Source organism: Pantoea sp. S62 (genome assembly GCF_016658625.1).
Taxonomy (GTDB): Bacteria; Pseudomonadota; Gammaproteobacteria; order Enterobacterales; family Enterobacteriaceae; genus Pantoea; species Pantoea vagans.
This window is the reverse complement of record NZ_JACVVI010000001.1, coordinates 440,729-466,347: the sequence shown is the minus strand read 5'-3', so window position 1 is coordinate 466,347 and position 25,619 is coordinate 440,729. Positions and strand designations below refer to the sequence as shown.

Below are 25,619 nucleotides of genomic sequence, written 5' to 3'. Positions count from 1 at the left end.
TGCTATCGGTAAAACTGTACATCGCTCAGGTAAAATAACTTATCTGATCCAGTAATTTATTCCTGAAAATAATCGATATTTACAGTTCACGTGTCAGCGCGTCGAGGTTATCAGCGAGCATATCCAGCAGGGCGCTGACATAAAGATTATTGTTTCCCTGATGCCACATCGCACTGAGCGGAAGCCCCTCAATGTCAATGGCTGGCGAAAGAGTCAGATACTTAACCCCGTCAGCATTCATATTTTTATAGGATGACGGCACCAGAGCAATGCCCAGACCGGCGGCAACAAAGCTCAGGATGGTCTGTTTCTCTTCAGCATACTGTGCAATGACGGGTGTGCAGCCACCCGCTTTGAACACATTCATCGTGAGATCATGGCTGTGAGGCCGGGTACGCCTTTCTGGCATGATCACCGGCTCATGACAAAAATCACGGATAGTGACCTCGGGATAATCAACAAGCCGGTGATGGGCCGGAACAGCGAGCACGCAGGTTTCATTAGCAATGAAACGCGTCGTCAGCATGGCATCAACCTGTTCAGGAGGGCGTATCAGGACCACATCCAGCCACCCCGATAAAAGCCGCGGAATAAGAGTGTGAGATTTATCTTCCGTAATATGGATATCCGCCTCAGGAAACTGCCTGACAAACAGATTAATGAGTTTCGGCAGTAGTCCTCTGGCGGCGCTATCAATAGCGCCAATTCGCAGCGTTCTTTTCTGCGTTAAGCTGTTTTTAAGGAACCTCAACCGCAGCGCATCGAAATCCGCGATAACGGTTTTGGCCTCATTGAGGAAAGCCGCTCCTTCAGGCGTCAGCGAGACATTTCTGGTTGAGCGGTTCAGCAGCCTTATTCCCAAATCCTCTTCAAGCAGTCTGATGAAGCGACTCAGTGACGCAGGCATCATTTCAAGCTTACGGGCAGCCCGTCCAAAGTGAAGTTCATCACCCAGCACAATAAAGCAACGTAACTGATTTATATCCATTTTTTTACCAGAATCTGATTATGCAAATTATTTGTATAAAGCAGTGCCGATGATAAAGCTGCTCAAAACTTCATACTGGGATTATTACAAAACAATAACAACCCTACATGACTGTGGAGCATCGCGAAATGAATAATGACCTCGAAAAAAAGGTTATGCGCAAGGTTACCCTTCGCATCATTCCTTTTATCATGCTGCTGTATTTCATCGCATTTCTGGACCGGGTGAACATCGGTTTTGCGGCCCTGACCATGAACCAGGATCTGGGATTTTCACCCACCGTATTCGGGCTGGGCGCTGGCATTTTCTTTCTCGGCTATTTTCTGTTTGAGGTCCCGTCAAACTTAATTTTGCATAAAGTCGGTGCCCGCATCTGGATTGCCCGCGTGATGATCACCTGGGGCCTGGTTTCAGGCTGTATGGCCTTTGTGCAGGGCACAACCAGCTTTTATGTTCTGCGTTTTCTGCTCGGCGTGGCGGAGGCCGGTTTTTTTCCCGGCATCATCCTCTATCTCAGCTACTGGTTCCCGGCAGCAAAACGCGCTCAGGTTACGGCGATTTTTATGGCTGCAGCGCCCCTTTCTACGGCACTCGGATCGCCCATCTCGGCAGCACTGCTGGAGATGCATGGCTTTCTGGGTTATGCCGGCTGGCAGTGGATGTTCGTCGTTGAAGCGATACCGGCATTACTGCTCGGCGTGGTTGTCCTGTTCTTTCTTACCGACCGCCCGGCCAAAGCGAAATGGCTGACCGACGAGGAACGTACCTGGCTGGAAAACACTATGCGCGCTGAGGAGCAGGCCCGGGCAGCAAAACAGAGCCACACCAGCGCCTGGCAGGGACTGGCGGATAAACGCGTGCTGGCGCTGGCTCTGGTCTACTTCGGTACATCGGCCGGGTTGTACACGCTTGGCATCTGGTCACCGCAGATTATCCGCAGCTTCGGCGCGACCTCAATGGAGATAGGTTTCCTGAACGCCTTTCCGGCTGTAATCGGAGTTATCGCCATGATCCTCTGGGCGCGGCACTCTGACCGCACCCGGGAACGCAGCTGGCATGTGATTAGCGCGTGCCTGCTGGCTGCCGTCGGACTGATTTATGCCGGTAACGTCAGCACGCTTTTCACCGTCATCGTCGCCCTGAGCCTGGTCACCGCAGGTATCAGTGCCTCCAAGCCCCCACTGTGGAGTATGCCGACGCTCTTCCTCAGCGGGCCGGCGGCAGCGGCGGGCATCGCTACCATCAACTCGATTGGCAACCTCGGCGGATTTATCGGCCCGATGATGATTGGCGTGATCCGTCAGCAGACGGGTAGCTATACCTGGGGCCTCTACTTTGTCGCCGGATTACTGGGGCTCTCTGTTCTGGTTGTTCTGATTCTCTCTGCCAGAACGAATAAGCCGCAAACAGCCGAAATTCCTCATCCTCATACTCATTAACTGGAGAAGTTACTATGCGTAATTACAAAATTGCTGCCATCCCTGCCGACGGTATCGGTCCGGAAGTTATTTCAGCGGGTATTGAAGTTCTGCAGGCGCTGACACGCCACAATCCGCAGCTGAAGTTTGAGATCGAGACGTTTGACTGGGGCTCAGATTATTACAAACAGCATGGCGTGATGATGCCGGAAACCGGGCTGAACACGCTGAAGACATTTGATGCTATTTACTTTGGCGCGGTCGGCGCACCGGATGTACCTGACCACATTACGCTGTGGGGTCTGCGTCTGCCCATTTGCCAGGGTTTCGATCAATACGCCAATGTCAGACCCACCAAAATCCTGCCTGGCGTAACCTCTCCGCTGCGAAACCGCGGTCCGGGCGATCTGGACTGGGTCATTGTGCGTGAAAACTCCGAAGGTGAATATTCCGGGAATGGAGGCCGCACACATCGTGGTTTACCGGAAGAAGTGGGTACCGAGGTGGCGATCTTTACCCGCGTTGGTGTGACGCGGATTATGCGCTATGCCTTCAGACTGGCGCAGTCCCGTCCGCGCAAACTGCTGACAGTAGTGACCAAATCGAATGCCCAGCGCCACGGGATGGTGATGTGGGATGAAATCGCCGCCGAAGTGGCGCTTGAGTTCCCGGATGTGCAGTGGGACAAAATGCTGGTCGATGCCATGACACACCGTATGACGCTGCATCCGCAGACGCTGGATACCATCGTTGCCACTAACCTGCACGCCGATATCCTTTCAGACCTTGCCGGTGCGCTGGCCGGAAGTCTGGGCGTTGCACCGACCGCCAATATTGATCCCGAACGCCGCTTCCCTTCCATGTTTGAACCGATCCATGGCTCAGCCTTCGACATTACCGGCAAAGGCATCGCAAACCCGATAGCCACGTTCTGGACCGCCGTACAGATGCTGGAGCATCTGGGCGAACGTGACGCCGCTGCGCTGATTATGGACAGCATCGAATATGTTTGCGAGAAAGGCATTCTGACGCCGGATGTGGGTGGCACTGCCACGACCGCTGACGTCACCCGCGCGGTCGTGCAGTTTATCGAAGCCAGCGCTGACGTTACCGAGACGGCATAACCATGAGAAATGAACAGGCCGCGACGATCCTTCACGATATTTTTCAGCACGCTGTTGACAGCGCCCGGGCCGGGCCGGTTATCCCGCCGAACCTGCCGGAAAAACCGCGTGGCCGCTGTGTAGTGATCGGTGCCGGTAAAGCCTCAGCGGCGATGGCGGCAGCGGTCGATGCGGCCTGGCCGGATGTGGATGTGTCAGGCGTCGTCGTCACGCGTTACGGGCACGCGGTGCCTGCCGGACGCATCCGTATTATCGAGGCGGCCCACCCGGTGTCAGATGCCATGAGCGAAACGGCGGCGATGCTGATTGTGGAGACGTTGCGCGGGTTAACACCGGATGATCTGGTGCTGGCGCTGATTTCAGGGGGAGGATCAGCGCTGATGGCGCTGCCTGCACCGGAACTGACGCTGGCAGATAAGCAGAAAATTACCCGCGCACTGCTGCACAGTGGTGCCAGCATCAGGGAGATGAATCTGGTCCGTCGCCATCTTTCCGCAGTAAAAGGCGGCAAGCTGGCACGCCTGGCGCAGCCGGCGCGTATCGTGTCATTGATCATCAGCGACGTGCCGGGCGATGACCCGACGGACGTAGCGTCCGGCCCTACCGTTGCCGATCACAGTACGCCATCCGACGCGCTCAGGATGCTCGAACGTTACGGTATTGCGGTCCCTGAAGCGGTTCGCAAAGTACTGAACCAGCCCGCCAGTCCGGTGGAAAACGCAGTGAACAGTGAAGTCAGGCTGATCGCGGCACCTGCGCTGGCGTTGCAGGCGGCGGCGCAGGCCGCACGCCTGCACGGGCTGACGCCGCTGATTCTGGGGGACGCAATAGAGGGTGAAAGCCGTGAAGTGGCGGTGGTGATGGCCGGTATCGCCAGATCGGTGAAGCAGCATGGTCAGCCGGTTCGCGGTCCTGCGCTGCTATTGTCGGGAGGTGAGACTACCGTGACGGTCAGGCAGGGTCAGGCTGGGAAAGGGGGACGTAATACCGAGTTTCTGCTCAGCCTTGCCTGTGCATTGCAGGGTCAGGAGGGTATCTGGGCCATCGCTGGTGACAGTGACGGTATTGATGGCACAGAAGATGCGGCAGGGGCGTTAGTCTTTCCGGACACACTCATACGCGGCAAACTGAGCGGCCTTAATGCGCTTAACTCTCTCGATAACCATGACAGTTACAGCTATTTTCACGCGCTGGATGATCTGCTGATAACCGGTCCTACGTTAACAAACGTCAACGATATCCGGGCAATCCTGATTGCGTGAGCGTGTCGCTCTCCCGCGTGCCGGGGGAGCGACGTTTTATCCGTTAACGCAAATTACTGCCCTGGCCATTCAGGAACGGGCTGGCTGAGGGGCCGACTCATTTCAGCCATCAAATCAAAAAACACAGACTGACCTTCTGATGCACGTTTTGGCCTGGCTACCCCTCTTCCAGGCCAAAACGTGCAATAACCGCCAGGCGGCAGATAAATCCCTGCTGATGAAAGTTAAAGCAGCGTGACTTTGCCCTGGAAAATCACCGGCCCGGACGGCCCGCTGAGTTTGGAACCACCCACCGGTTCCAGACTTACCGCCAGTATGGTCTTATTATCCAGCTCCCCGGAAGGCAACTTAAAGGCGTTACTGTCACGGTGATCGATCAGTCCCAATGATTGTGGCGGAGCACTGCCCTTAATCAGCCACAGCTGTAAGTTTTTATTTTCTGGCAGCGTGACGTTCAGTGCAGAAACCTGAATTAATGACGCGCGCTTGTCCAGACTCACCACAAACTGTACATCAGGCTGCGCGCCGCTGAGTACCGCGATCGGCTGCAGCGCGTGTGTCGCATCAGGCTTCGTCACCCAGCTAAATACGAGGATGCCGGTCATTGCCGCGGCGAGGCCCCAGCCGAGCCAGAATCCGGGATGCTGCTGTTTGCGTTTATTGCCGGGGATGCCAGGTTTCCGCTCAAGATTCTGCGCAATCTGCTGCCAGAGTGCAGAAGGCGGGGCGACCTCCTGAGTCGTCAGGTCAATGCCACTGAACGCGCTCTGCCAGCGCACCACCTCAGCGGCAAAGGCTGCATCGTCATTAAAGCGTTTATCCAGCCGTTGCCGGGTGTCAGCGTCCGTTAGCCCAAGCACATATTCCGCGGCAGTGAGATCATCGTTTTCCTGACCAGTCATAAGCCTATGCACTCCCGAAGATGGGTTAACGCGCGACGGATCCAGCTTTTTACCGTGCCTTCGGGCTGGCTCATGGAGAGTGCGATCTCACTTTGTGACAGACCACGATAATAGGCGAGCGAAAGGCTTTGTCGCTGTTCTGACGGTAACTGCGCCATACAGTGCTGAAGGCGACGCGCCTCAGCAGGACTGTCGTCAGAGGGACGTGAACGCTCAAAACCCGCTTCCGCTTCGCTGATTTCCTCTATCGAACAGCATCTGTTCTCGTGTTTACGCAGAAAATCGATCGCTCTGTTTCTTGCAATGTGACTGAGCCAGATGAGCGGTTCACTGCGCTTGTGGTCGTAGTAGTTTGCCGACTGCCAGATTTGAATAAAGGTGTCGTGGAGGATCTCTTCTGCCCAGTCGCGCCGTCTGACCATACGCAGAATAATGCCGTAAAGCCGGGGTGAGAGGACGTGATAGAGCTGCGCCAGCGCAGATTTATCGCCGCAGGCAATCTGGTTCATTAAGTCAGCCTGAATATGAGGCACAGTTTTTGTCATCGGCTTCCCTGTTAAAGGTGTAGCCACAGTATCAGTGGCTACACACAGTATAGGTAACGCTTTACGGCATCAGCACGGTATCGATAACGTCAATGACGCCGTTACTCTGATTCACATCATAAGTGGTAATGTTAGCGACATTGCCCTGAGCATCTTTAAGCTGAATGTTGTGCGGGCCGTTTGCCATCACCCACAGCGATGCGCCATTTACCGTTTTCAGCTCCGCTTTGCCTCCACCCGCTTTGATTTTTTTCTCCAGCGCTTTCATGTCCAGTTTTCCTGCGACCACGTGATAGGTCAGAACGCTGGTGAGCTTCTGTTTGTTCTCTGGCTTAAGCAGAGAGTCGACCGCGCCCTGCGGCAATTTTGCAAAGGCGGCATTGGTCGGCGCAAAAACGGTAAATGGCCCCTTCCCTTCGAGCGTCGGAACCAGACCGGCGGCTTTAACAGCCGCGACCAGCGTGGTGTGATCTTTCGAGTTAACAGCATTCTCAACAATATTTTTTGACGGGTACATGGCAGCGCCACCGACCATGACCGTATCGCTGTCCATGGATGCCGCATAGGTGGCACCGCTGAAAACTAATGCAGAAAAAAGCAGAGTTGGCAGGAATGGTTTCATTTTCACTTCCCTCATTGAGTTTGCAGACAGGGCCGATGTGCCCTTATCTGTTAATACGAATGAGTGAAGAAAACGGATGCAAAAATTTTTAATTATTTTCTTCCGGCATCCTTTTACGGCACGAACAGATTATTTTTGTTGTGGCGGAATGCGGGCAATCACCTTGATTTCAAAATCAAATCCCGCCAGCCAGGTGACCCCTACCGCTGTCCAGTTAGGGTAAGGCGGCTGCGGAAAAATGGACTGCTTCACCTGCATAATGGTTTCAAACTGGTTCTCCGGATCGGTGTGGAACGTGGTGACATCGACCAGGTCGTCAAAAGTGCAGCCTGCCGCAGCGAGCGTCGCCGCCAGATTTTCAAACGCCCGTTCAACCTGAGCAGCAAAATCGGGCTCGGGCGTGCCGTCAGCACGGCTGCCCACCTGACCGGAGACAAACAGTAGATCGCCTGAGCGGATGGCAGCAGAATAACCATGCTGCTCATACAGGGCATGACGGTTAGCGGGGAAAACAGGTTCGCGCGTAATCATAGTGGTTCCTTTCATAGCGTCTGTCGGGAAAGCAGGATGCGGCGTACACAGGATTGATTTAATATACGCGGCGTATGTCAAATTAATCACGCATACGCCGCGTATGTCAAATAATATACGAGACGTATGTGAAAGGAGAGCTTATGACCGTTAAACGTCGCGCTGAAACAATGGAAGAGAACCGTACAAAGCTAATTGCAGCAGCGCGCACCGCATTTGCTGAAAAAGGGTTTGCGGCGGCATCTATGGATGAACTGACGGCCAGCGTGGGCCTGACCCGTGGTGCGCTTTACCATAACTTCGGCGATAAAAAGGGGCTGCTGGCGGCGGTCGTGGCACAGGTTGATGGTGAGATGGCACAGCGGGCTAAAGCAGCCGCATCCGGCGTGGCAGATGGATGGGAGAAGCTGGTGGCAGAAGGTATCGCCTATATTCAGTTAGCCATGGAGGCCGAAGTGCAGCGTATTGTGCTGCGCGATGGCCCGGCATTTCTGGGTGATCCCGCGCAATGGCCCAGCCAGAACAGCTGTCTGGAAGCCACGCGCGAAACGATTATGAAGCTGACCGAAAGCGGAACGATCAAGGCGGTAGACGCCGATGCCGCCGCGCATCTGCTGAATAGCGCAGCACTGAATGCTGCCCTCTGGGTCGGCTCCAGCAGTGACCCGGAAAAGGCACTGCCGAAGATGATCGAGGTGTTCACCCAGCTGGCGGGCGGCCTGCGCCAGAGTGATTAATCCTGAACATGGCTTCAAACGATAGCTATCAGTGCTGAAGCCAGATTGCATGATCCCGGTTATTCTAGCCTGCATTGCGCTCAAATTGGCTGTTCACAAAGGCACGACAGCGCGGCGAAATCGGATCGAGGAATACCTGTTCCGGTGAACCCGACTCCTCAATCATCCCCTGATGCAGAAACACCGCCTTGTTGGACACGTCACGCGCAAAGCCCATTTCATGGGTCACGATAATCATGGTGCGCCCTTCTTCTGCCAGACTGCGGATCACCCGCAGCACTTCACCCACCAGCTCCGGATCCAGCGCAGAGGTCGGTTCATCAAACAGGATCGCTTTCGGCTGCTGCGCCAGCGCCCGGGCAATCGCCACGCGCTGCTGCTGTCCGCCTGACAGCTGCGACGGCCAGGCGTCGCGTTTTGCGTAAAGCCCCACTTTATGCAGCAGCGCTTCGGCCTCTTCAATCGCCTCTTTATGGCTGCGCTTCTGCACATGAACCGGCGCTTCAATGATGTTCTGCATCACCGTTTTATGCGGCCACAGATTGAAGCTCTGAAACACAAAGCCAAGCTGCATCCGCATCAGCTTGATGCGACGGCGCTGCTCACGACTCAGTTTTTCGTCGGCGTTATCCAGCGTGACGTTTACCTCGCCGACCGCAATTTCACCCGCCTGCGGCACTTCAAGAAACGGGATGCAGCGTAGCAGCGTACTTTTGCCTGAACCGCTGGCACCAATCAGCGAAATCACATCGCCATCCTGCGCGGTCAGGCTGATGTCGTGCAGCACTTCGTGTTCCGCATAACTCTTTCTGAGATGACTCAGCATGATAGTAGGTGCGGTCATGATCGTGCTCCGAAATAGTAAGGTGATAAGCGTCGTTCCAGCATCGATACGCCTTTGCTGACCAGCATGGTCAGTATCAGGTAGATCACCGCCGCGCTCAGGAACACCTCCAGCGCCCGGAACGTGGAGGAGACAATTGAGTCGGCAATGCCGGTCATTTCCATCAGGCTGATGGTGCTGACCAGCGACGTCGCTTTAATCATCGAGATAATTTCATTGCTGTAAGCCGGCAGCGCCTGACGAATCGCAATCGGTAAGGTGATGCGGGTAAAGATCTTGTACGACGACATGCCCGAGACCTTAGCCGCCTCCAGCGACTGCTGGCTGACGGCACGCAGTCCGCCGCGCAGAATCTCCGAGGTGTAAGCCGCATCGTTAAGGATAAGCGCCAGCAAGCCGCACCAGTAAGGATCGCGCAGCAACGGCCAGAACAGGCTTTCGCGCACTGCCGGTAAACTGCCGAGGCCGTAATAGACCATAAAAATCTGGATCAGCAATGGCGTACCGCGAAACAGCCAGACGTAGAAACGGCAGAACAAGCTGCCGACGCGCGTCATGCGCAGCAGGTTAAGCAGCAATGCCAGCACGCCGCCCCCCAGCAGCGAGAGCAGCGCCAGATTGATCGTCAGCGGCAATCCTTTAAGCAGCGCCAGCAGCGTCTGCTGTAAAAACATCATATCCACGTGGACTCCTTATCCCTTCACGCGCTGTTGACCGCGCATCGCAAACTTTTCCACGTAGCGGAAAACCATATCGGAACAGGTGGTGATAATCAGGTAGATCACCGCACCCACGCTGTAGAAGAAAAAGGACATCTGGGTAGAGTTGGCTGCGGTCGAGACCTGGTTCATGGTTTCCACCAGCCCGGTGACCGAGACCAGCGCCGACTCTTTGATCACCGATTGCCACTGATTGCCCATACCTGGCAGCGCGGTGCGTAACGCCTGTGGCACGATGATGCGGCGAAACATCATCAGCCGTCCCATGCCGGTCACGGTCGCCGCTTCCAGCGTACCGCCCGGAATGGCGTAGAACGCGCCGCGAAATACGCCGCTCTGATAGGCACCGGAGATCAGCCCGATGGCGATCGCGCCCGCCACAAAACCGTTCACATCGAACGGCCCCTGTAGGCCCAGCGCGGTGCCTACCGTGGAGACCACCTGACGTCCTCCGAAGTAGAAGAGGTAGATCACCAGCAGCTCCGGCACGCCGCGAAACAGCGTGATGTAGCCTGCCGCCAGCCGCTGCTGCCAGCGCGAACCGGCAATCTGCATCCAGCAGAGCACGCTGCCCAACAGGGCACCCAGCAGCCAGGCGCAGAGCGACACGCTGACCGTGATGGCGGCGGCGTTAAGCAGCACGGCTCCCCAGCCCTCATCCCCGAAGCCCAGTATCTGCCAGTCAATATTCATCAGCATCAGCAGTTACGCTTTTGGCGCGACATCTTCGCCAAACCATTTCATCGACAGTTTGCTGAGGGTGCCATCTTTGATCATCGAGTCCAGCGCCTGATTCAGCACCTGCTGCAGCTCACTGTTACCTTTACGCAGACCAATCGCCGAACCTGCGCCCAGCACACCACCCGAGAAGCCATAACCGCTGCTGCTGATGGCATCACTGTGTTTTTTCACAAAGGCATTGAGGTTGGTGCGTGAAGCCATGACGGCATCAACACGGCCATTCATCAGGTCAGCGAAGGTTTCAGGACCGGCCTGATAGGTGCGAATAGTGGCCACATCGCCCAGGTATTTCTGCAGGAAGTCCGCCTGAATAGTGGCGACCTGCACCGCAATGGTTTTGCCTTTAAACGTGGTTTTAAGATCGTCGATCGCTTTTTTCATACCGGCATCGTCATCCGCCGTCACCACCGTGCCGCTGCCTGGCAGCGTGGCGAGCGGGCTTTTTTTCGCGGTCACAAAGCTGGAGACGCTGACGGTGTACTGATGAGTAAAATCGATCGCTTCAGCGCGCTTTGGCGTCACCGTCACCGCGTCTATCACCGCATCATATTTACCGTCGATGAGGCCCGGGATCATGCCTGACCATTTCTGGGCGATGATTTCATATTTAAAACCTGCACGCTTCGCCAGCTCCGCTACCATATCCGGCTCATAGCCGACGATTTTTCCACTCGGGGTCGTCTGGTTAAACGGAGGATAAGCCGCTTCGGTAGCAAACTTCAGGGTGCCGAAATCTTTCGCCTGGCTGAAGGCGGAAGTGGCGAGCAGTGCCACGGTCAGAGAAGCCGTGAACAGGCGGTTGCGCATCATCATATAAACCTCATGTCTTTATTATTAAGAGAGTAAATCAATAGCAAGGCGCGTCAGCGCCTGCGTCCCGGCGGCAATGCTGCGTTCGTCCGGCTGATAGTCGGAGTTATGCAGATGATCGTCACGGCCCGGCGTAGCGGATCCAATATGAATCTGACAACCCGGTACCCGTTCCGTAAACAGTGAAAAATCCTCAGCACCAAAGCTGGCGCTGGGCTGCGCGATGATGGCCTTCTCAAACTGATGCGACAGAATCTGCTCCAGTGAATCGATGAGGCGATCGTCGTTCATTAAGGGGGGAACGCCACGCTGGAAGTTAACTTCTACGCGGACGTTCTGCGCCAGCGCCACCCCTTCGCACATCCGTTTAAATGACGCTTCCATCGCAGCCCGCACTTCCGGTGATTTAGTGCGGATGGTGCCCTGAAACAGACAGCTGTCAGGAATGATGTTGTGGGTGGTGCCGCCCTGAATGTGCCCGATGGTTAACACGGCGGAGTGAGCAGGATCGCGTTCACGCGAGATGATGGTCTGGAGCTGGCTGATGAGATGCACAGTGGCGAGTATCGGGTCAGTGCCCATATGCGGACGGGCCGCATGGGTCGATACACCCTGTACCGTCACGTCGAATTCGTCGCTGGAGGCAGTACTGGCGCCGCGCGTCAGGGCAACGTCACCCGCAGCCAGTTCAGGTTTGTTATGCAGGGTCACCGCCCAGTCAATGTCGTCGGCCACACCGTCGGCGATCATCGCCTCAGCACCACTTTCTGGTGTCTCTTCCGCAGGCTGGAAGATCAGCCGGACGCGGCCTTTTAGCTGCTGACGATAGTGCGGCAGGATTGTGGCCACACCCAGCATCGTCGCCGTGTGAATGTCGTGACCACAGGCGTGCATTTTGCCGGGATAGCGGCTGGCAAAGGGTAAACCCGTCTGTTCATGTATGGGCAGCGCGTCCATATCAGCACGCAATAGCAGTGTTTTACCCGGCTCCGCGCCGTCGATATCCACCACGACACCGCTGCGGCCAACGCCGGTCCGGGGATTCAATCCCAGCGCCTGCAGATACTCTGTGACCAGACTGGCGGTACGCAGCGTATCAAAGCCTAATTCCGGATGCGCATGGATATCACGCCGAATCGCCACCAATTGCGGTTCAATTTCATTAACTCTGGCTTTTATTTCCCCGGCCAGTCGTTCTTTTTCCTGATTCATCGCAGCCCCGGCAATATGAGGCCGGCAGTCTGGTGCCGGCCCTCTTTTTAATCTCATCCTGACGTTGGATGGTGGTGACCGTTTATTTATTCACAGCACGTGACAGAAAGCAACGCGTTATAACACACGAGGAACCATTAATAATCAGTAGCTTAGGTTTATTTATTGGAAAGCCGTATGAGATAGCAGCGGATCAGCAATAATATTAATAATCCGCCGCCCCACATTACTTTCCCTACTTTCTGAGCGGTGTTATTCAGCGTATATCCGGAGGTTAAATAAAGAAGTCTGCCAGTATTTCCGCTAATTTCTCCGGTTGTTCATCAGGAATAAAATGACCGCAGTTGAGAATAGTTTCACTGTTTACCTGCTGCGCCACAGCGCGTAACGGCGTAGCCATATCGGGTATCGATCCCTGATCAGCACTCACCGCCAGCAGCGGCATTGCCAGCTTACCGTTTAACGCACGCTGACGGTTCTGCTCTGCCGACTGCGAGAAGGCGCGGTAAAAAGCCAGTCCCGCGCGTAACGCGCCGGGCTGCTGAAAAATGCGCAGATATTCACGACGCGCCGTCGCATCAATTCGACGAGGATTCGCTGCTTTGCGGTTAAAAAACCAGTCAAGGTAGATCGCCTCCCTGCCGGTGATCAGGGCTTCCGGCAGATCATCCACACAGTGAAAACCGAAATGCCAGGTTTTCCAGGCGCTATCACCGACCATCGGCAGCAGGTCAGGCAGAGTCACACCGGGAATGCCGCCATCCAGCAGCGCGAGACGGCTGACCTTATCGGGATGGGCTGCCGCCAGTGACCAGGCAATCCATGCTCCGACATCATGTCCGGCCAGATGAAAGCGTTCGATTCCCAGCTGATTTAGCAACGTCACAATGCATGTCGCTACACTGTCGGTGTCATAGCCACTGACCGGGAAATCTGAATCACCCTGCCCCGGCAGGTCGGGTGCAATGACATGAAATCGACTGGCCAGCCGGGGAATCACCTCCCGCCAGGCGTAGCTGCTCTGCGGAAAACCGGCGAGCAACACCACTGTTTCGGCGTGTTCGCTGCCAGCGCTAAGGTAGTGCAGGCGCTGTGTGCCCACGTTGATAAAATGATGCTGATAAGCGGGTTGAGAATACATAAAGCCTCCGGATAATAAGGAAACGATCACTTCCTTAATGGATAAAAAAATTCAGTCGAGTAACTTCAGTGCCACAGGGATGATGCTGCTATCGGGCCGGGTAGCCGCAACTTTACCGGCGACGCGCATCCCCAGCACGATACAGAGCATCAGCGAAGCGGTGGCTTCACAGTCAAGTGCAGGGTTAACCGAACCATCCTGCTGACCCAGCCTGATCATCTGCTGTAAGTTCTGCTGATTGCGCATCAGCGCCGCGCTGGCCGCGCCGGCCAGCTCCTCATCCAGCGTCTGCAACTCCACGGCACTTACCGCGACCAGACAGCCGCGCTCGCCTTCCACATCGCGCACTGAATCCACGTAAAAATTCAGCAGCGCCGCCAGTTGCTCACGGCCATTTTCACATTGCGCCAGCCGCGCAGCTAAGCTGCCGTTACGCTGTGAGAGATAGCGGGCAAAGACCGTAGCAAACAGCGTTTGTTTGTCGGTGAAGGCTTTGTAAATGCTGCCAGTGGTCAGCTGCATAGCATGGCCCAAATCGCCGATTGAGGTGGCGTGATAGCCTTTCTGCCGGAAAACCAGCATTGCGCTGTCGAGTGCCGCATCGGTATCAAATGCCCGTGGTCGTCCCCGATCTTTATTACGGTTATCGTGCATTGATAGCACCATTAGGAAATGATTATTCCCTTAAAGATAGACTGATTCGTTACTTAGTTAAAGAAGCGCTTGTACTTTATCCGACATCTTTCATCAGGCTTCAGCAATTGCGCAGTGCAAACCAAATGGTTATGATTAAATGACCAACTGGAGGTGACGAATGAAAACATTCAGTTTTTCTGCAGCTAAGACCAGACCGCCACGTTTATGGCAGGCTGCGGGCCTGCACAGTACGGATGGTGTCGCTCTGCTGGGCCAGATCAACGATGGCCTCGATGGCAACGTGGCTCACCTCATCATCGACTGGGCGAAGATTACCCAAAATGACCTGCGCAGAATGTCCGGTATTCCCTCCACGACGTTCAGCCGTGGCGTGAAAGCGAAATTCAGCGCTGAACAAAGCGAACGACTGGTGCGGATTATCCGCGTTATTGATCGGGCGGTTGAATTGTTTGAAGGCGATAAGGATGAAGCGCAAAAATGGCTGAATGAGCCTAACCGGGCGTTGAGCTGGAAAATGCCAGCAGAACTTATGGCATCGGAAACCGGCGCTTATGAGGTCCTGAAGCTCATCACGCGTCTGGAACATGGAGTTTATTCTTGATCCTCTACAGGCTGACTAAGACAAAGTATCTTTCGACCGCCTGGACGGGATTCGGCGCAAAAGAGGCGGGCGGTCGCTGGAACAGCATCGGCATCTCAATGGTTTATGTCTCAGAAACCGCCTCACTGACGTTGCTGGAAACACTGGTCCATCTGCACTCAGCACACATCCTCGACGCTTTCACGCTACTGCGCATCGATGTTCCCGATGCGCTGATACAAACCGTCGATATCAGTGAATTGCCTGCAAACTGGGCCGATGAAGACGCGCCGGCGGAACTGGCTGACTATGGCGACGCCTGGTGCTCTGCCTGCGATGCGGTTGCGTTGCGAGTTCCCAGTGCTCTATCTCCTACAGAACACAACTATCTGTTAAATCCTGAACACCCGGAGTTTTCCCGGATCGTTCAACAGGCTGAGGCCATTCCGTTCCGGTTTGACCGTCGGCTGAAACCGGACCGTAAATAGACTAACCGGATAGCGACAGACCACGCATTTGGCTTTGAACAGTGATTCAGAGCCTATGATAATCGGATTTGAAGCGTCTCTTATAACTCTTCCCCCTGCTCTGACCTGACGCAAAGCACTGACAGGTAAGCCTCATCTATACTGCAGCTTATCTTTGCTGAAGGAGCCCGAACATGGGACTGAGCTGGTTTACTCTCTGGCAACCGCTGGCGCGCGTACTGTTTATCCTCGCCTCTCTGACCATTATTCTCACCGGCCTTTATCTGGCGGCACCGCTGATCAATCAAGTCCTGCTGGCGGCGTTACTGGCTATCATGCTTGACCCTCTGATTACCCGGCTGGATAAAAAACGCATCCCACGCATTATCTCATCCCTGCTGGTGATTACGCTGATGCTGATGGTCATGGTGGTCACCACGCTCAAGTTAACGGCACTGACGCCCGATTTAATGCAGCTCAGCCGCCAGGCCCCCATGCTGCTGGCGGCACGGCTGGAACAGCTGACGCTGGCTTTTGCCCGGCTTGATATCGGTATGACGCCCGACCAGATGCTCACTTTTGTGGATGCGGGTGCGATAGTGCGTATCGTCACCGCGTTTCTGACGCAAATTCCCGGTGTCATCTCCTGGTGGATTATGGTGTTCCTGATGCTGCTGTTTATGCTCTATGAGATGCCGCTGCTGAAAGCGGCGCTTCAGCAGCGGGTCAGCGGAAAAAATCAGGCCTTTTATCTGGCGCTGCAGGAGGGAATTGAGAGCGTGATTGTTTATGCCAGGGTGAAAACACTGACCAGTATTCTTGGCGGGATCATCGTGGGTTTAGGTGCGCACCTGATCGGGCTGAAGTTTGCCTTTTTCTGGGGCGTGCTGATGTTCATCTTTAACTACGTGCCGGTGCTGGGCTCTTTCCTGGCTGCGATTCCGCCGGTGATCCAGAGCTACATCATGTTTGATTTACAGGTTGCGCTGGCGGTCTCAGGCTTCTTTATGGTGCTGAACCTCTGCCTGAGTTCGGTGATTGAACCGCTGCTGATTGGTAAACGACTCAATCTGGCGCTCACTACACAGTTGCTGGCGTTTCTCTTCTGGCAGGCGTTACTGGGGATTACGGGCGGGATACTGGCCATTCCTCTGACCTATCTGATTAAGAAGGTCCTGCTGGCGAGCTATCCGCAGCAGGACCCGGAGTCAGAGTTAACTCAGTGACGGCGTCTTCACCCGCCATGCGCGGGTAAGGCGTTTCTCAATCTCTACCACGATGAAGATTGCGATACTGACAAACAGCGAAATCAGCCAGTAGTTAATTGGCAGCGGGCGGGTTCCGAACAGTGTATTCATCAGCGGCACGTAGATAATGATCGCCTGAAGCACAATCAGTACCAGCGTCACCAGCCAGATACCGCGGTTTTTCAGCAGGCCACGGTCCAGGGAGAAACCATCTGTGTTGCGACAGTTAAGCATGTAGACCCACTGCGCCGTAACCAGCATCTGCAGCAGCACGGTGCGGATGAACTCAGGACTGTAGCCACGCGGTTGCAGCCAGGCTTCCAGCACAAAGGCACTGATTGAAATCAGCAGGCTGACAAACACCACACGCCAGATGGCGTAAGCGTCCATCACGTGTGCTTTGACATTACGGGGCGGCCGGCGCATTGCATTGGGTTCTGCTGGCTCAAATGCCAGACCAAACGACAGCGTGGCGGAGGTCGCCATATTCATCCACAGGATCTGAACCGGCGTTAACGGCAGTAGATTACCCATCAGAATCGCGATAATAATCAGCAGCCCCTGCGCCATACAGGTTGGCATAACGAACAGAATGGTTTTTTTCAGGTTGTCATAAACCCGACGGCCTTCTTTGATTGCCGCCGCGATGGTAGCAAAGTTATCGTCGGCCAAAATCATATCGGCCGCCTCTTTTGTAACCTCCGTGCCTTTAATCCCCATCGCAATGCCGACGTTCGCCTGCTTCAGCGCCGGTGCGTCGTTGACGCCGTCGCCGGTCATACCCACGATCTCGCCGCTCGCTTCCAGTGCTTTCACCAGACGCAGTTTATGTTCCGGGCTGGTGCGGGCAAAAATATCATAGGTTTTTGCCGCCTCGGCAAGTTCAGCGTCACTCATATGTTCAAGCTGGTAACCCGTGATGGCCGTCTGGCTGTTGCCTATACCCAGCATCTGACCAATCGCCATTGCCGTTTCCTGATGGTCGCCGGTGATCATTTTGACGCGGATGCCCGCTTTCTGGCATTCATCAATGGCAGTTATGGCTTCAGGACGCGGCGGATCCATCATGCAGGCAAGCCCCAGCAGCACCATGTCACTTTTCAGATCGGCATGATCCAGCGAAGTAATGGGTGCGGAGGTTTTTTTCCAGGCTGCAGCAACGGTGCGTAATCCTTCACTGGCATAGGTGGTGATGGCCGCATCCCAGTAAGCACGGTCAATCGGCTCTGCACCGTCCGGCGTTTGCTGCTGCTGACACAGCGTCAGCAGCACATCCGGTGCGCCGGTCAGCAGAATATAAGATTCACCGTCAGCTACACAGCTGACCGACATATATTTATAGAGGGAATCGAACGGCAGCTTGCTCACCACGTCAACCGGCTGAGGCGTCGTCAGACCTTTGGCTGCCAGCACTTTCAGTGCACCTTCAGTCGGGCCGCCAACAATCGTCCAGAGCCCCTGGCTTTCCTGACGCAGCTGACTTTCATTACAGGTGTCTACCGCATGGAGGAACTGCTGAAACAACGGATCCTGTGCCGCCGAAGCACCCGCGTTGCCGCCCTGCTCAGCCACAATTTCGCCTTTGGGTTCGTAACTGTTGCCGCTGACACGCCAGCGGCTTTTTGCCAGCACCACCGCTTTCACCGTCATCTCATTCATAGTGAGCGTGCCGGTTTTATCAGAACAGATAACGGACATGGCGCCCAGGGTTTCGACCGTCGGCAGTTTGCGGATAATCGCATTGGTGCGCGCCATCGACTGCACACCCAGCGACAGAATAATGGAGATAATGGCGGGCAGACCCTCCGGCACGGTGGCGACGGCCAGGCTGATAACGGACAGCAGCAGTTCGCCCAGCGGAATGTCACGCAGCATGAAACCGAAGATAAACAGCACCACCATCATCGCCAGGATGATAAGGAAAATCGCTTTACCCAGTTTGTCGATCTGCACCAGCAGCGGGGTTTTAGCCTCTTTTATGCCGCTGATCATTTCGTTGATATGGCCCAGTTCCGTATCACCCCCGCTGGCGATGACCACACCTGAGGCGGTGCCGGAACTGACGGTGGTGCCGGAAAACGCCAGATTCAGACGGTCCCCCAGCGACTTTTCACCACTCAGCGTGTCGATATTCTTAGACACCACCGTCGATTCGCCGGTGAGAATCGCCTCTTCCACCCGCAGGTTATTGACTTCAAACAGTCTCAGGTCAGCCGGAATTTTGTCGCCCGGACGTAACATCACCACGTCACCGACCACAATATCGCGTGTTGCGACGGTGACCTGTTTGCCATCCCGCACCAGCATCGCTTCACTGGCGAGCATGTTCTGAATGCTCTTCAGCGATTTCTCGGCATTGCTCTCCTGAATAAAGCCGATCAGGGCATTGATAACGGCTACGCCGATAATGACAAAGGTATCAACCCAGTGGCCCATGAGCGCGGTGATCACCGCTGCGGCCAGCAGAATATAAATCAGCACATCTTTAAAATGGGCGATAAATTTGAGCAGCGCTGATTTATCCGCTTTTTGCGGCAGCGCGTTTGGCCCCTGTTTCTGCAGACGTTCCTGTGCGTCAGCAGTCGATAATCCTGCCGGAGAGCTTTGCAGGTCAGAAAATATCTCGGCTACACTACGCTGATACCAGGGGCGCTCAGATAAAGCTAACGCTTTATCCTGCTTATCATTATTTAGCATATATAAACCTCGTGCCATTTAGCGATGAATTAAAGGCGCAATTAAAAGACATGCATTTTGCGGGAAGCCGCTCCCGCCAGTAATGACCGATATCATATTTAGGTAAGAAACGTCTGATGAATAACATAAAATGGCTAAATTAAATCTAACCTATATTATGAGAATAACAACGTTGTTTTTGTTTAGCTAAGGTTTAACTATGCTGATGCAGTGTGCTTCGGCTTGTACTCTGGCTCGCAAAAGGAAACTCTGATGAAAAAACAGAGCATTATCATGCTTTGCGGTTTCGTTATTCTCGCAGTCACCGCAACCACATTAGTCGGCTTACTGACCTGGCTGGTGGTCTCTCATATGGCGGCGTAACCCGATCCAGGCGAAGCGGCCCTGCCGTCTCGTTAAAATAAGATTACGAATATTAAAAATATTTTTATCCCGGTGGCGATAAGCACCAGGCTAATGACGCCTTAACGCTTATTAAACCGCAGTGAAATAGCTGATGTTAAGGCGAATAAAATGATTAAACGCAAGGTTATTCCCGTTTTTCTCTGTTGCTTATTTATGACAGCGTGCGATGAAAAAAAAGAACCGGACGCGCCGCCACCCCGCGTAATAAAAGTTTTTACCCTTGAGCCGGACATTGCGCAGAATATCCGGGTATTTCCTGCACGTATTCAGGCCGGAGACAATACCGACCTTGCTTTTAAAAGGGCGGGCCAGCTGGTACAGCTGGATATACGTGACGGAACGCCCGTGAAAGCGGGGCAAATTCTTGCCACCCTGAACGACGCGGATGCGAAACTGCGGGTACGCGATCGTCTGACGGCGCTGCAGCTGGCGGAGCGGCAATTTCAGCGCTTTAACACGCTGGCCCAGCGCAGCGCCGTTTCAAAATCGGAAATGGATGTGCAGCGTGCTAACCGCGATGCCGCCGCTACCGCACTGAAAATTGCGCAGGAAGAGTTGCAGTTTCTGACCCTGCGCGCGCCGTTTGATGGCGTGATTGCCAGAGTGCAGGCGCGTAATCATCAGGTGGTGGCCGCAGGACAGCCGATTGCGCTGCTGACCCGGGCCGATTTGCTCGACGTCATCTTCACGCTGCCGGAAACCCTCTTCACCAGCCTGGACATCCAGAATATTCACTATCAGCCGGAGGTGCAGTTTAACGCCCTGCCCGGTCGCTTTTTCACCGCGCAATACAAAGAGCACACCAGCCAGACCGACGCTGCCACGCTGACGTATCAGGTGGTGCTGACCATGCCGCGTCCCGCTGATCTGCCTGGCGTTGCCGGTCTCAGCGGCTCAGTGCGCGTTAAGCTGCATAACCTGCCGAATGCCCCTGCGCAGCCGCGGCTGGTGGTACCGGCGGCTGCGGTGTTCAATCCCGACCGTAGCCCGACTAACCAGCCGCACGTCTGGCTGGTTGAGCAGGATGGCGAGGCGCTGCGCATTAAAGATCGCCCCGTCGAAGTGGGTCGTCTCACCGCGCAGGGTATTGAAATCATCAGCGGGCTGCAGCCTGGCGACCGCATTGTTGCTGCCGGTGTGGGTGAGCTGCGTGACGGTGAAGCGGTGCGCATCTGGCAGCGTGAGCGGGGGTTATAATGCGTATTCAGGAGCACTTCCTTGATCAACCCATTCGCATCTGGATGGTTATTCTGCTGCTGGGCGTGGGCGGTATCTATGCCCTGCTGAACATTGGCCGCCTTGAGGATCCGCTGTTTACCATCAAATCGGCGGTGATTGTCACCCACTATCCTGGTGCGTCAGCCCAGCAGGTCGAAGAAGAGGTGACTCTGCCACTGGAGAATGCGCTGCAACGCCTGCCCTCACTGGACAATGTCACCTCCATTTCAGGCAATGGCCTGTCGCAGATTACCGTCAATATCCATACCCGCTATCTTGCCGATCAGCTGCCGCAAATCTGGGATGAGCTACGCCGTCGCGTCGGCGATGCGGCCCGGCAGTTTCCGCCAGGCGTGCAGGCTCCGCTGGTTAACGACGACTTCGGCGATGTTTATGGCTACTTCTTCGTCATCCACGGCAAAGACTTTACGAACAGCGAACTGCGTAACTATGCCGATCAACTGCGGCGCGATCTCGTTCTGGTGCCCGGCGTGGCGAAAGTCGCGGTAGCGGGCGTTGAGCAGGAGGAGGTCCGCATTGCCCTTTCCGCCAGCAACATGACCGCCTATGGCATGACGCCGCAGCGCATCGCCGATCTGCTGAACCGGAATAACAGCGTTGCCAGTGCCGGCACGCTGCGGGTCGACAGCGAATCAATCCGTTTTCACCCTACCGGCGAGCTAAAGACACTCGACGACCTGGCGAACCTGCCCATTCTGCCTGCGGGCAGCCCGCAGAACGTGCATCTGCGCGATATCGCCACCCTGACACGTGGCGTGACCGATAATCCTGCCAATATCTATTTTGCCGATGGTGAAGCGGCCCTGGCAATCGGCATTTCATTTGCGCCTGGCGTCAACGTGATTGATGTCGGCGACGCGCTCTCCGCCCGGATAACACACTATCAGCAGGATACCCCCGCCGGGATCAGTCTGAAGGTGTTCTACAACCAGGCGCATGAGGTGAAACAGTCTGTTGATGGCTTTATCCTCAACTTCCTGATGGCGCTGGCGATTGTGGTGGGAACGCTGCTGCTGTTTATGGGCCTGCGCAGCGGCATGGTGATTGCCGCGTCACTGGCACTAAACGTGCTCGGCACGCTACTGATCATGTATCTGTTTAAACTGGAACTGCAGCGGGTGTGCTGGGCGCGCTGATTATTTCGCTCAGCATGCTGGTGGATAATGCCATCGTCGTTGTCGAAGGGGTGAAGATCGACCACCAGCGCGGACATCCTTTACAGCAGGCGATTTCCCGCATGGTGCGCCGCACTGCCCTGCCCCTGCTGGGTGCCACGGTGATCGCGATACTCGCCTTTGCACCGATTGGCCTGTCGCAGGACTCAACCGGCGAATATTGTAAATCGCTGTTCCAGGTGCTGCTGATTTCCCTGATGCTGAGCTGGGTAACTGCGCTGACGCTGACTCCGGTATTTATCAACTGGAGCGAGAAACGTCGTGGCGCAGCGAAGCCCGCAAAAACTGACATCTCCGATCCTTATCAGGGCATCGTTTTCCGGTGCTATCGTCAGACGCTGAGCGGCCTTTTGCGTTTTCGCTTGATCACCCTGACGGCGATGGTCGCGCTGCTGGCACTATCGCTGTATGGCTTTACCCTTGTGAAACAGAACTTTTTCCCCTCATCCAGCACGCCGGTCTTTTTTACCGATCTCTGGCTACCCTATGGCACCGATATCCACTACACCGCAGATACCGCAGCGGAAATAGCCCGGTTCATTAATCAGGATCCGGACGTTGCGGCGACGGTCACCACCGTGGGCCAGGGCGCACTACGCTTTACCCTGACCTATGACGCGGCGCGCCAGTACAGCAACTTCGCCCAGATTATGGTGCGGGTTAAGGATGGCCGACTGCTGGATGCGCTGGCGCTGAAAACTGAGAATTATATTCAGCAAAACTTCCCGCAGGTGAATCAGCGCATCAAACGTATTCAGTTTGGCAGCGCCAGTGATAGCGCGATTGCCCTGCGGGTAACCGGCCCGGACCCGGAAGTGCTGCGTCACATCGGCAGCCAGCTGGATGCGATTTTTCTGGCGGATGGCTCGACGTTCCCGGTACGCAACGACTGGCAGGAGCGCAGTAAAGTGATCCGCCCGGTTTATTCCGCACTGCGTGGTCAGGAGCTGGGCATTGATAAACGCGATATCGATCAGGCGCTGAGAATGAATTTCAGCGGCGATGCCGTAGGCATTTTCCGGGACGGATCGCGGCTGATGCCGGTGATGCTCTACCCGGCTGATGAAGAGCGGCAGAGTGTTGATCACATCGAAAACATTCAGCTCTGGAGCGCTGCCCTGCAGCACTTTGTGCCGCTGAGCAATGTGATTTCTGACTTCCGGCTGGAGTGGGAGAATCCGCTGATTATGCGTCGTGACCGTACGCGCGTGCTGACGGTGCAAACCGACCCCGATCCCGCCTCAGGATTAACCTCCGCGCAGGTGGTGGCACGGGTTCAGCCGCAGATCGATCAACTTAAGCTGCCGTCGGGCTACCGGCTTGAGTGGGGTGGCGAGCTGGAGAGCTCACGTGAAGCACAAAGCGGATTGCTGAGTTCGCTGCCGGCAGGCTTCCTGGCCATGTTCATCATTACCGTGCTGATGTTCAACTCGCTGCGTGACGCCGTCGCAATCTGGATTACCGTGCCGCTGGCGATGATTGGTGTCACCTGTGGCTTTTTGAGCACCGGTATTCCGTTTGGCTTTATGGCGCTGATTGGACTGCTCAGCCTGTCAGGGATGTTGCTCCGCAACGGGATCGTGCTGATTGAGGAGATCCGACTGTTCCGGCAGGAGAAGCCGTTGCAGCAGGCAATTATTGATGCGGCGACCTCGCGTCTGCGTCCTATCCTGCTGACGGCCTTTACTACCGTACTGGGCCTGCTGCCGCTGCTGCGCGACGTCTTTTTCCAGAGCATGGCGGTGGTGATTATTTTTGGTCTGGGATTCGCGACGGTGCTGACTCTGCTCGTACTGCCGGTGATCTATCGCTGCTTCCACGGACGGGAGGCGCACGGTGAATAAGACCGGGCTGGCAATGCTGAAGACGCTGGCCTGTATCACAGCCGTGTCGTTTTTCACGCTGTATCAGAGTTACGACAGCTATCATTACGACGTTAATCTGACGCTGAATGTGCTGAGTTTTATCTCGACCATTGCCACACCGCTCTATTTTCTGCTTAGCGGCTATCTCGACGCGGGCGAGCTGCACACGCCCGCGTGGCAGCTCGGCAAAATTCGCCGTATTCTGCTGATTTTTATCTTCTGGTTCAGCTTTTTCTGGTTTGCCGGGATGCACCACAAAGGCTACCTGATCCAGCCGTGGTTTGTGATTGCACTGATTGTCATTTACGTCTCGCATCCGCTAATCGACTGGCTGATTCAGCGGCCTGGCGTAATGGCAGCAGGGATTTTGCTGTTGCTGGTGCTGGCCTTTGCTTATGACCTGCTCGCCAGCCTCTATCCGGACCAGTGGGCCTTTTCACTGCTGCCGCAGTACCGAATCTGGACATGGGTACTTTATTACCTCACCGGCCGGCTGATGGCTGCGCCACGTGTGATGCAGTTGCTGACATCACCCAGAGTGATAAAGGTAAGCCTGCTGCTGCTGCCCGCGGTGTATCTCTTTACCTGGCTGTATGAGCGCTATTACTTTATTGCGCGTTTTCTGGCGACCCACAACGACGTAGTGCTGACGGGCTCACAGGTTTATCTGCTGGTGGTGCTGATCGTGATCAGCATTAACGCTATCCGGCTGCCGGAAAAAGCCCAATGGCTGACCACATTTCTGACCACCCTCGGCAAAACCATGACCGGCGTTTATATCCTGCATTACCTGATTTTTGGTGTGCTGGCGGCTGCTATCCGCATTCAGACCCTGGGCGACAAACTGCTGGTCATCGCCCTGACGCTGATCTTCTCAATGGCGCTGTCACTGCTGCTGTTGCGCATCCCCGGCGTCCGTAAGCTGATCAGCCTGTAGTCGCCGCGCGGCATGCTCCGTTGCAGCACGCCGCGTGGCGATGAACTCAGCCATTTTCGCCCGTGCCTGCGCCACCTCCTCGGGCGGCGCGGTCTGCGGCGAGCCGCAGGAAAACGGCGGTTCGGGGTCATATTCCATCTGCAGCTGAACGGCTCGGGCGACGGCGTCCCCGGCGATTTCCGCCACCAGCGTCAGGGCGAAATCGATGCCGGAAGTGACGCCCGCGCCGCTGATACGGTTGCGGTCACGCACCACCCGCTGATTCACCGGCTCCGCGCCCAGTAAAGCCAGTTGGTCAATGGAGCTCCAGTGTGAGGTCGCTCGGTATCCTTTCAGCAATCCGGCAGCGCCCAGCACCAGCGAACCGGTACAGACCGACGTGACCCACTGCGCCTGCTCAGCCTGCCGTCGAAGAAAATCCAGCGTTTCCTCATCCGACATCAGGGCAATCTGCCCTGGCCCACCCGGTACGCAGATCACATCCAGTAACGGGCAATCGTCAAAGATAGCAGTCGGTAATATCGACAGGCCGCGATCGGAGCGCACCGGCTGACGATCTTTCCAGATCAGATGGCACTCCACGCCGGGCGTGCGTGCAAATACCTCCCACGGGCCGGTTAAATCGAGCTGGGTAACATCGGGGAAAAGTAACAGACCAATCTGTAGCGGACGATTCATGCGTGAACTCCGGCGGGTGATGAGTGACCATCATGCCGTGATGCCCGGTCAGATAGCAATTATGATTGCCGGAGAC

At 55.4% G+C, this 25,619-nt stretch carries 23 protein-coding genes and 1 pseudogene; 10 read left to right on the top strand and 14 right to left on the bottom strand.

Features of this window, described 5'->3' with window-relative positions; genetic code table 11:
- Positions 1-79: 79 nt before the first annotated feature.
- A complete protein-coding gene (locus IBT54_RS02190) occupies positions 80-988 on the bottom strand; it encodes a LysR family transcriptional regulator (protein WP_201251467.1) in 909 nt (302 codons plus the stop codon).
- A gap of 128 nt (positions 989-1,116) precedes the next feature.
- On the opposite strand from IBT54_RS02190, the gene IBT54_RS02185 reads away from it, so the two are divergent.
- Genes IBT54_RS02185 through IBT54_RS02175 form a run of 3 tightly spaced genes read left to right on the top strand, consistent with a single transcriptional unit; the run spans position 1,117 to position 4,792 of the window.
- Positions 1,117-2,427 (top strand): MFS transporter, encoded by a 1,311-nt coding sequence (locus IBT54_RS02185; RefSeq protein ID WP_201251466.1) that lies wholly within the window; start codon positions 1,117-1,119, stop codon positions 2,425-2,427.
- A 14-nt stretch (positions 2,428-2,441) separates the two neighbouring features.
- Positions 2,442-3,530, top strand: a complete 1,089-nt coding sequence (locus IBT54_RS02180) for a tartrate dehydrogenase (RefSeq protein ID WP_095707979.1) — start codon at positions 2,442-2,444, stop codon at positions 3,528-3,530.
- A gap of 2 nt (positions 3,531-3,532) precedes the next feature.
- Positions 3,533-4,792 carry a glycerate kinase gene (locus IBT54_RS02175; protein ID WP_201251465.1) on the top strand — a complete coding sequence of 420 codons (1,260 nt, stop codon included), beginning with the start codon at positions 3,533-3,535 and terminating at the stop codon, positions 4,790-4,792.
- Between the two features lie 224 nt (positions 4,793-5,016).
- Here IBT54_RS02175 and IBT54_RS02170 read toward each other — a convergent pair whose 3' ends face one another.
- The 4 genes from IBT54_RS02170 to IBT54_RS02155 all read right to left on the bottom strand — a co-directional run bounded on the left by IBT54_RS02170 (position 5,017) and on the right by IBT54_RS02155 (position 7,392).
- Entirely contained in the window at positions 5,017-5,694 is a 678-nt protein-coding gene (locus IBT54_RS02170) for an anti-sigma factor domain-containing protein (RefSeq protein ID WP_201251464.1), read from the bottom strand.
- Positions 5,691-6,239 carry a sigma-70 family RNA polymerase sigma factor gene (locus tag IBT54_RS02165; protein ID WP_013196003.1) on the bottom strand — a complete coding sequence of 183 codons (549 nt, stop codon included), beginning with the start codon at positions 6,237-6,239 and terminating at the stop codon, positions 5,691-5,693. The genes IBT54_RS02170 and IBT54_RS02165 overlap by 4 nt, the downstream gene beginning before the upstream one ends.
- A gap of 61 nt (positions 6,240-6,300) precedes the next feature.
- Positions 6,301-6,861 carry a fasciclin domain-containing protein gene (locus tag IBT54_RS02160; RefSeq protein ID WP_033784905.1) on the bottom strand — a complete coding sequence of 187 codons (561 nt, stop codon included), beginning with the start codon at positions 6,859-6,861 and terminating at the stop codon, positions 6,301-6,303.
- Between the two features lie 129 nt (positions 6,862-6,990).
- Positions 6,991-7,392, bottom strand: coding sequence for a RidA family protein (locus IBT54_RS02155; RefSeq protein ID WP_107320213.1), 402 nt, complete (start codon positions 7,390-7,392; stop codon positions 6,991-6,993).
- A gap of 143 nt (positions 7,393-7,535) precedes the next feature.
- Between IBT54_RS02155 and IBT54_RS02150 the strand changes: the two genes are divergently transcribed.
- Complete coding sequence (locus IBT54_RS02150; protein WP_201251463.1) at positions 7,536-8,129, top strand: TetR/AcrR family transcriptional regulator; 594 nt, start codon at positions 7,536-7,538, stop codon at positions 8,127-8,129.
- Between the two features lie 64 nt (positions 8,130-8,193).
- Here the strand turns inward: IBT54_RS02150 and IBT54_RS02145 are convergent, their stop codons facing one another.
- From IBT54_RS02145 to IBT54_RS02115, 7 genes are all read right to left on the bottom strand, one after another.
- A complete protein-coding gene (locus tag IBT54_RS02145; protein WP_201251462.1) occupies positions 8,194-8,973 on the bottom strand; it encodes an ABC transporter ATP-binding protein in 780 nt (259 codons plus the stop codon).
- On the bottom strand, positions 8,970-9,656 hold the full coding sequence (locus tag IBT54_RS02140; protein ID WP_033735419.1) for an ABC transporter permease: 687 nt from the start codon (positions 9,654-9,656) through the stop codon (positions 8,970-8,972). Before IBT54_RS02140 ends, IBT54_RS02145 begins: the two co-directional genes overlap by 4 nt.
- 9 nt (positions 9,657-9,665) lie before the next feature.
- Entirely contained in the window at positions 9,666-10,391 is a 726-nt protein-coding gene (locus IBT54_RS02135; RefSeq protein ID WP_201251461.1) for an ABC transporter permease, read from the bottom strand.
- Between the two features lie 6 nt (positions 10,392-10,397).
- On the bottom strand, positions 10,398-11,246 hold the full coding sequence (locus tag IBT54_RS02130) for a transporter substrate-binding domain-containing protein (RefSeq protein ID WP_201251460.1): 849 nt from the start codon (positions 11,244-11,246) through the stop codon (positions 10,398-10,400).
- Between the two features lie 21 nt (positions 11,247-11,267).
- Positions 11,268-12,455 carry a M20 family metallopeptidase gene (locus IBT54_RS02125; protein ID WP_201251459.1) on the bottom strand — a complete coding sequence of 396 codons (1,188 nt, stop codon included), beginning with the start codon at positions 12,453-12,455 and terminating at the stop codon, positions 11,268-11,270.
- Between the two features lie 274 nt (positions 12,456-12,729).
- A complete protein-coding gene (locus IBT54_RS02120) occupies positions 12,730-13,596 on the bottom strand; it encodes an alpha/beta fold hydrolase (RefSeq protein ID WP_013195992.1) in 867 nt (288 codons plus the stop codon).
- Positions 13,597-13,647: 51 nt separating this feature from the next.
- Positions 13,648-14,262: a TetR/AcrR family transcriptional regulator gene (locus IBT54_RS02115; protein WP_201251458.1), complete on the bottom strand. Its 615-nt coding sequence runs from the start codon at positions 14,260-14,262 to the stop codon at positions 13,648-13,650.
- A gap of 148 nt (positions 14,263-14,410) precedes the next feature.
- On the opposite strand from IBT54_RS02115, the gene IBT54_RS02110 reads away from it, so the two are divergent.
- From IBT54_RS02110 to IBT54_RS02100, 3 genes are all read left to right on the top strand, one after another.
- Positions 14,411-14,854 carry an antitoxin Xre/MbcA/ParS toxin-binding domain-containing protein gene (locus tag IBT54_RS02110; protein WP_013195990.1) on the top strand — a complete coding sequence of 148 codons (444 nt, stop codon included), beginning with the start codon at positions 14,411-14,413 and terminating at the stop codon, positions 14,852-14,854.
- Complete coding sequence (locus tag IBT54_RS02105; RefSeq protein WP_033784892.1) at positions 14,851-15,321, top strand: RES family NAD+ phosphorylase; 471 nt, start codon at positions 14,851-14,853, stop codon at positions 15,319-15,321. The genes IBT54_RS02110 and IBT54_RS02105 overlap by 4 nt, the downstream gene beginning before the upstream one ends.
- 173 nt (positions 15,322-15,494) lie before the next feature.
- A complete protein-coding gene (locus IBT54_RS02100) occupies positions 15,495-16,526 on the top strand; it encodes an AI-2E family transporter (protein WP_013195988.1) in 1,032 nt (343 codons plus the stop codon).
- Here the strand turns inward: IBT54_RS02100 and IBT54_RS02095 are convergent.
- Positions 16,515-19,244, bottom strand: coding sequence for a cation-transporting P-type ATPase (locus IBT54_RS02095; protein ID WP_013195987.1), 2,730 nt, complete (start codon positions 19,242-19,244; stop codon positions 16,515-16,517). The two genes, IBT54_RS02100 and IBT54_RS02095, sit on opposite strands and share 12 nt — an antisense overlap.
- A 513-nt stretch (positions 19,245-19,757) precedes the next feature.
- Between IBT54_RS02095 and IBT54_RS02090 the strand changes: the two genes are divergently transcribed.
- The 3 genes and pseudogenes from IBT54_RS02090 to IBT54_RS02080 all read left to right on the top strand — a co-directional run bounded on the left by IBT54_RS02090 (position 19,758) and on the right by IBT54_RS02080 (position 24,865).
- Positions 19,758-20,846 carry an efflux RND transporter periplasmic adaptor subunit gene (locus IBT54_RS02090; RefSeq protein WP_201251457.1) on the top strand — a complete coding sequence of 363 codons (1,089 nt, stop codon included), beginning with the start codon at positions 19,758-19,760 and terminating at the stop codon, positions 20,844-20,846.
- Positions 20,846-23,907, top strand: a pseudogene (locus tag IBT54_RS02085) (efflux RND transporter permease subunit). The gene IBT54_RS02090 and the pseudogene IBT54_RS02085 overlap by 1 nt, the downstream one beginning before the upstream one ends.
- Entirely contained in the window at positions 23,900-24,865 is a 966-nt protein-coding gene (locus tag IBT54_RS02080) for an acyltransferase family protein (RefSeq protein WP_201251456.1), read from the top strand. The pseudogene IBT54_RS02085 and the gene IBT54_RS02080 overlap by 8 nt, the downstream one beginning before the upstream one ends.
- Here IBT54_RS02080 and IBT54_RS02075 read toward each other — a convergent pair.
- Positions 24,815-25,543 carry a DJ-1/PfpI family protein gene (locus IBT54_RS02075; RefSeq protein ID WP_201251455.1) on the bottom strand — a complete coding sequence of 243 codons (729 nt, stop codon included), beginning with the start codon at positions 25,541-25,543 and terminating at the stop codon, positions 24,815-24,817. The two genes, IBT54_RS02080 and IBT54_RS02075, sit on opposite strands and share 51 nt — an antisense overlap.
- Between the last annotated feature and the right edge of the window lie 76 nt (positions 25,544-25,619).

Bases quoted from the DNA above. Each gene is read 5' to 3' on its own strand.
- IBT54_RS02075 (WP_201251455.1), bottom strand. From the start codon at position 25,543: ATGAATCGTCCGCTACAGATTGGTCTGTTACTTTTCCCCGATGTTACC.
- IBT54_RS02125 (WP_201251459.1), bottom strand. From the start codon at position 12,455: ATGAATCAGGAAAAAGAACGACTGGCCGGGGAAATAAAAGCCAGAGTT.
- IBT54_RS02155 (WP_107320213.1), bottom strand. From the start codon at position 7,392: ATGATTACGCGCGAACCTGTTTTCCCCGCTAACCGTCATGCCCTGTAT.
- IBT54_RS02185 (WP_201251466.1), top strand. From the start codon at position 1,117: ATGAATAATGACCTCGAAAAAAAGGTTATGCGCAAGGTTACCCTTCGC.
- IBT54_RS02145 (WP_201251462.1), bottom strand. From the start codon at position 8,973: ATGACCGCACCTACTATCATGCTGAGTCATCTCAGAAAGAGTTATGCG.
- IBT54_RS02100 (WP_013195988.1), top strand. From the start codon at position 15,495: ATGGGACTGAGCTGGTTTACTCTCTGGCAACCGCTGGCGCGCGTACTG.
- IBT54_RS02175 (WP_201251465.1), top strand. From the start codon at position 3,533: ATGAGAAATGAACAGGCCGCGACGATCCTTCACGATATTTTTCAGCAC.
- IBT54_RS02110 (WP_013195990.1), top strand. From the start codon at position 14,411: ATGAAAACATTCAGTTTTTCTGCAGCTAAGACCAGACCGCCACGTTTA.
- IBT54_RS02120 (WP_013195992.1), bottom strand. From the start codon at position 13,596: ATGTATTCTCAACCCGCTTATCAGCATCATTTTATCAACGTGGGCACA.
- IBT54_RS02115 (WP_201251458.1), bottom strand. From the start codon at position 14,262: ATGGTGCTATCAATGCACGATAACCGTAATAAAGATCGGGGACGACCA.
- IBT54_RS02135 (WP_201251461.1), bottom strand. From the start codon at position 10,391: ATGCTGATGAATATTGACTGGCAGATACTGGGCTTCGGGGATGAGGGC.
- IBT54_RS02170 (WP_201251464.1), bottom strand. From the start codon at position 5,694: ATGACTGGTCAGGAAAACGATGATCTCACTGCCGCGGAATATGTGCTT.
- IBT54_RS02190 (WP_201251467.1), bottom strand. From the start codon at position 988: ATGGATATAAATCAGTTACGTTGCTTTATTGTGCTGGGTGATGAACTT.
- IBT54_RS02180 (WP_095707979.1), top strand. From the start codon at position 2,442: ATGCGTAATTACAAAATTGCTGCCATCCCTGCCGACGGTATCGGTCCG.
- IBT54_RS02160 (WP_033784905.1), bottom strand. From the start codon at position 6,861: ATGAAACCATTCCTGCCAACTCTGCTTTTTTCTGCATTAGTTTTCAGC.
- IBT54_RS02150 (WP_201251463.1), top strand. From the start codon at position 7,536: ATGACCGTTAAACGTCGCGCTGAAACAATGGAAGAGAACCGTACAAAG.
- IBT54_RS02095 (WP_013195987.1), bottom strand. From the start codon at position 19,244: ATGCTAAATAATGATAAGCAGGATAAAGCGTTAGCTTTATCTGAGCGC.
- IBT54_RS02130 (WP_201251460.1), bottom strand. From the start codon at position 11,246: ATGATGATGCGCAACCGCCTGTTCACGGCTTCTCTGACCGTGGCACTG.
- IBT54_RS02165 (WP_013196003.1), bottom strand. From the start codon at position 6,239: ATGACAAAAACTGTGCCTCATATTCAGGCTGACTTAATGAACCAGATT.
- IBT54_RS02090 (WP_201251457.1), top strand. From the start codon at position 19,758: ATGATTAAACGCAAGGTTATTCCCGTTTTTCTCTGTTGCTTATTTATG.